This window comes from Streptosporangium sp. NPDC006013, from assembly GCF_040614275.1.
Classification (GTDB): Bacteria; Actinomycetota; Actinomycetes; order Streptosporangiales; family Streptosporangiaceae; genus Streptosporangium.
This window is the reverse complement of sequence record NZ_JBEXUE010000672.1, coordinates 1-4370: the sequence shown is the minus strand read 5'-3', so window position 1 is coordinate 4370 and position 4370 is coordinate 1. Positions and strand designations below refer to the sequence as shown.

General features: G+C 69.1%; 2 protein-coding genes. Both read left to right on the top strand.

Features of this window, described 5'->3' with window-relative positions; genetic code table 11:
- On the top strand, positions 1-539 hold a 539-nt coding region (locus ABZ260_RS47535), incomplete at its 5' end, for an acyl carrier protein (protein ID WP_355631607.1).
- Between the two features lie 49 nt (positions 540-588).
- A partial coding sequence (locus tag ABZ260_RS47530) for a type I polyketide synthase (RefSeq protein ID WP_355631604.1) occupies positions 589-4370 on the top strand: 3782 nt, incomplete at its 3' end.

Sequence of the window (4370 nt, the reverse complement as noted above, 5' to 3'; positions counted from 1 at the left end):
GGGATTCGGAGCTGGTGCGGCGGCTGGCGGGGCTGGGTGAGGCCGAGCAGGTTCGGCTGGTGGTGGAGTTGGTGCGGGCGCAGGCGGCGGTGGTGCTGGGGCACGAGTCGGTGGACGCGATCCGGCCGGGACGGGAGTTCCGTGAGCTGGGCTTCGACTCCCTCACCGCGGTCGAGCTGCGCAACCGGCTCAACGCCGTCACCGGGCTGCGGTTGCCCGCCACCCTCATCTTCGACTACCCCACCCCCGCCAGCATCGCCGAACACCTCCTGGAGGAAATCGCGCCCGGAGCGAACACCACGGTAGAGCTGTCATTGCTGGCCGATCTCGACCGGTTCGAGACCGCTCTTTCCGGCTACGCGCTCGACGAGCTCGCCCGGAACGGCATCGCTACCCGGCTGCGGCACCTGCTGGTGAAGGTGAGTGAGAGCGGCACGGAAACTAGTGAAATCGCTGTCGCAGGCATGCTCGAATCGGCGAGTACCGAGGAAATCCTCAGCTTCATCGACAACGAACTGGGCCGCTCGAAAGATCTGTGATTCGAGTGTGATTCGAGCCCGCGTCTGAACAATGTGAAGGGCCATTCTCATGTCCGAAGACCGGAAGCTCGTCGAGTACCTGAGGTGGGTCACCGCCGATTTGCACGAGACCCGTCGGCGGCTCGAAGAGGTGGAGTCGGGCAGGCATGAGCCGATCGCCATCGTGTCGATGGCATGCCGCCTTCCAGGTGGGGTCGATTCTCCTGAGGATCTGTGGCGGTTGCTGATCGAGGGTGAGGACGTGATCTCGCGGGTTCCGGCTGATCGGGGTTGGGATCCGGATTTGCTGTCCGGGTTGGGTCTTGATGTTCAGGGTGGGTTTCTGGCGGATGTGGCGGGGTTCGATGCGGGGTTCTTCGGGATCTCGCCGCGTGAGGCGTTGTCGATGGACCCGCAGCAGCGGCTGCTGCTGGAAGGGGCGTGGGAGGCGGTCGAGCGGGCCGGGATCGACCCGCTCTCGCTGAAGGGCAGCTCCACCGGGGTGTTCGTGGGCACCAACGGCCAGGACTACATGAGCCTGATCGTGAACGCTCCGGCGGATGTGCAGGGCAATGGCGTCACCGGCGTGGCGGCCAGCGTGTTGTCGGGCCGGCTGTCCTACACGCTGGGTCTGGAGGGCCCGGCGGTGTCGGTGGACACCGCGTGTTCGTCGTCGCTGGTGACATTGCACCTTGCGGCGCAGGCGCTGCGGCAGGGGGAGTGCTCGCTCGCGTTGGCCGGCGGTATCACGGTGATGACGTCGCCGATGGCGTTGGTCGGGTTCGGCCTACAGGGCAGCGGGTTGTCGCCCGATGGGCGGTGCAAGGCGTTCTCCGACAGCGCGGACGGCACCAGCTGGTCCGAGGGTGTGGGCATGCTGGTGCTGGAGCGGTTGTCGGACGCCCGCCGCAACGGTCATCAGGTGCTCGCGGTGATGCGTGGCTCGGCGATCAATCAGGACGGTGCGTCGAACGGGTTGACGGCGCCGAACGGTCCTTCGCAGCAGCGGGTGATCCGCCAGGCACTGGTCAGCGCCGGTTTGTCGTCGTCCGAGGTGGATGCGGTGGAGGCGCACGGTACGGGGACGACGCTGGGTGATCCGATCGAGGCGCAGGCGCTGCTGGCGACCTATGGGCAGGACCGGGACGAGGATCGGCCGCTGTTGCTGGGGGCGATCAAGTCGAACCTCGGTCACGCGCAGGCGGCGGCGGGTGTGGTCGGTGTGATCAAGATGGTGCTGGCCATGCGGCACGGCGTGCTGCCCAAGACGCTACATGTCGATACTCCTTCCTCGCACGTGGACTGGTCCGCCGGTGCGGTGGAGTTGCTGACCGAGCAGGTCGAGTGGCCGGAGACGGGTCGTCCGCGTCGGGCGGGGGTGTCGTCGTTCGGGATCAGCGGCACCAACGCGCACGTGATCATCGAACAGGGGCCGGAAACGCCGGATGGAGAGGACACTCCGCAGGACCGGGTTCCTGCCGAGGGCCTGGTGCCGGTGTTGGTGTCGGCGAAGACGGGTCAGGCGTTGCGGGCGCAGGCCGGGCGGCTGGTGTCGTTCCTGGACGGTGAGCCTGGTCCAGGGCTGGTCGATGCGGCGTTCTCGCTGGCGACGACGCGGTCGGCGTTCGAGCATCGGGCGGTGGTGCTGACCGCCGACCGTGAGGGTGTGCTGGCTGGGCTGGGCGCGCTGGTCGAGGATCTGCCGGGTGCGGGTGTGGTGCGCGGGGTGGCCGGGGGTGAGCCGCAACTGGCGGTCCTGTTCACCGGTCAGGGCAGTCAGCGGGCCGGGATGGGCCGTGGCCTGTATGACCGGTTCCCGGTGTTCGCGGCGGCGTTGGACGCGGTGATCGCCGAGTTCGACCCGCTGCTGGAGGGGTCGTTGCGGGAGGTGTTGTTCGCCGAGCCGGGGTCGGTCGAGGCGGAGGCACTCGACCAGACGGGGTGGGCGCAGCCGGCGTTGTTCGCGGTGGAGACGGCGTTGTTCCGGCTGGTCTCCTCGTGGGGGGTGCGGCCGGATGTGCTGGCCGGTCATTCGGTCGGGGAGATCAGCGCGGCGCATGTGGCGGGGGTGTTGTCGCTGAAGGACGCGTGTGCGTTGGTGGCGGCGCGGGCGCGGTTGATGCAGGCGCTTGCTGCCGGTGGGGCGATGGTGTCGGTGCAGACCTCCGAGGAGGAGGTCGCCGAGCTGCTGGCCGGACGGGAGAAGGAGGTGTCGGTCGCGGCGGTGAACGGCCCGGCCTCAGTGGTGATCTCCGGTACCGAGGAGGCGGTCCTTGAGGTGACCACCGCTCTGGAGGAGCGGGGAATCAGGGCGAAGCGGTTGCGGGTGTCGCACGCGTTCCACTCGCCGTTGATGGACCCGATGCTGGAGGACTTCCGTACCCTGGCCCGGACGCTGACCTACGACCCGCCGCAGATCCCGGTGGTGTCCACCCTGACCGGGGAACCCGCCATGGCCGAGCGGTTGTGCTCGCCGGAGTACTGGGTGGAGCAGGTACGCGGCGCGGTGCGTTTCGCCGACGGGGTGCGCACGCTGCAGGCGCAGGGTGTGCGGGCGTATCTGGAGCTGGGTCCCGACGGGGTGCTGACCGCCATGGCCCAGGACACCATCGCGGCCAAGCCAGAGGCACATGGAAACGAGTCGCCCACGATGCTGGTGTCGGCGCTGCGTAAGGGGCGCGACGAGCACATGGCGGTGATGACGGCGCTGGCCGAGCTGCATGTGCACGGGGTGCCGGTCGACTGGCGATCAGTACTGCCGGGTGGGCACCGGATTGACCTGCCCACCTACCCCTTCGAGCGCCAGCAGTTCTGGCCCGAGGCCGGTTCCGGTGCGGGGAACGTGGCGGCGGCGGGGCTGGCCGCGACGGATCATCCGCTGCTGGGCGCGGTGATGCCGCTGGCCAACGCCGACGGGGTGGTGCTGACCGGGCGGTTGTCGGTGAGTGCGCATCCGTGGCTGGCCGATTACGTGGTGGCGGGTTCGGTGGTGGTGCCGGGTTCGGCGTTCGTGGAGCTGGCGGTGCGGGCCGGTGACCAGGTTGGTTGCGACCTGGTCGAGGAGTTGACCCTGGACGCGCCGCTGGTGCTGGGTGAGCGGGATGCAGCCGTGGTGCAGGTGTGGGTGGGGGCTCCGCAGGAGTCGGGTCGTCGGAGCGTGAACGTGTATGCCCGCTCGGCCGAGGAGGTGGCGTGGGTGCGGTACGCGACCGGCACGCTCGCGACCGGTGTTTCGGAGGTCGTGTCGTTTGATGCGGCGGTGTGGCCGCCGGTTGGGGCGTCCGTGGTCGAGGTGGAGGGGTTGTACGAGGAGTTGGCCGAGGACGGTTTCGTCTACGGTCCGACATTCCAGGGGTTGCGGGGGGTCTGGCGCGGTGCCGACGGCGAGGTGTTCGCCGAGGTGGCGTTGCCGGAGCAGGCGGTGTCGAGTGCGGGGTCGTTCGGGGTGCATCCGGCGTTGCTGGACGCGGCGTTGCACGCGGTGGTCTTCGCCGGGTTGGATGATTCCGAGGGTGGTTTGTTGCCATCCTCCTGGGGTGAGGTGTGTTTGCACGCGGGTGGGGCGTCGGTGTTGCGGGTGCGGTTGGTCAGGACGGGGTCGGATGCGGTGTCGCTGAGCGCGGTGGATGTGACGGGTGGGCCGGTGGTGTCGGCGCGGTCGGTGGTGTTGCGGCCGGTCGAGGTCGAGCGGCTGAGGGTTTCCGAGGGTGTCGGGGTGGGTTGGGAGTCGTTGTTCGGGGTGGAGTGGGCGCCGGCGGGTGCTGTGCCGGAGGCCGGTGGGGTGCCGTCGGTGGCGGTGCTCGGTGGGGATGTGTTGGGGGTTGTTTCCGCGTTGCGGGCGGCCGGGGACGC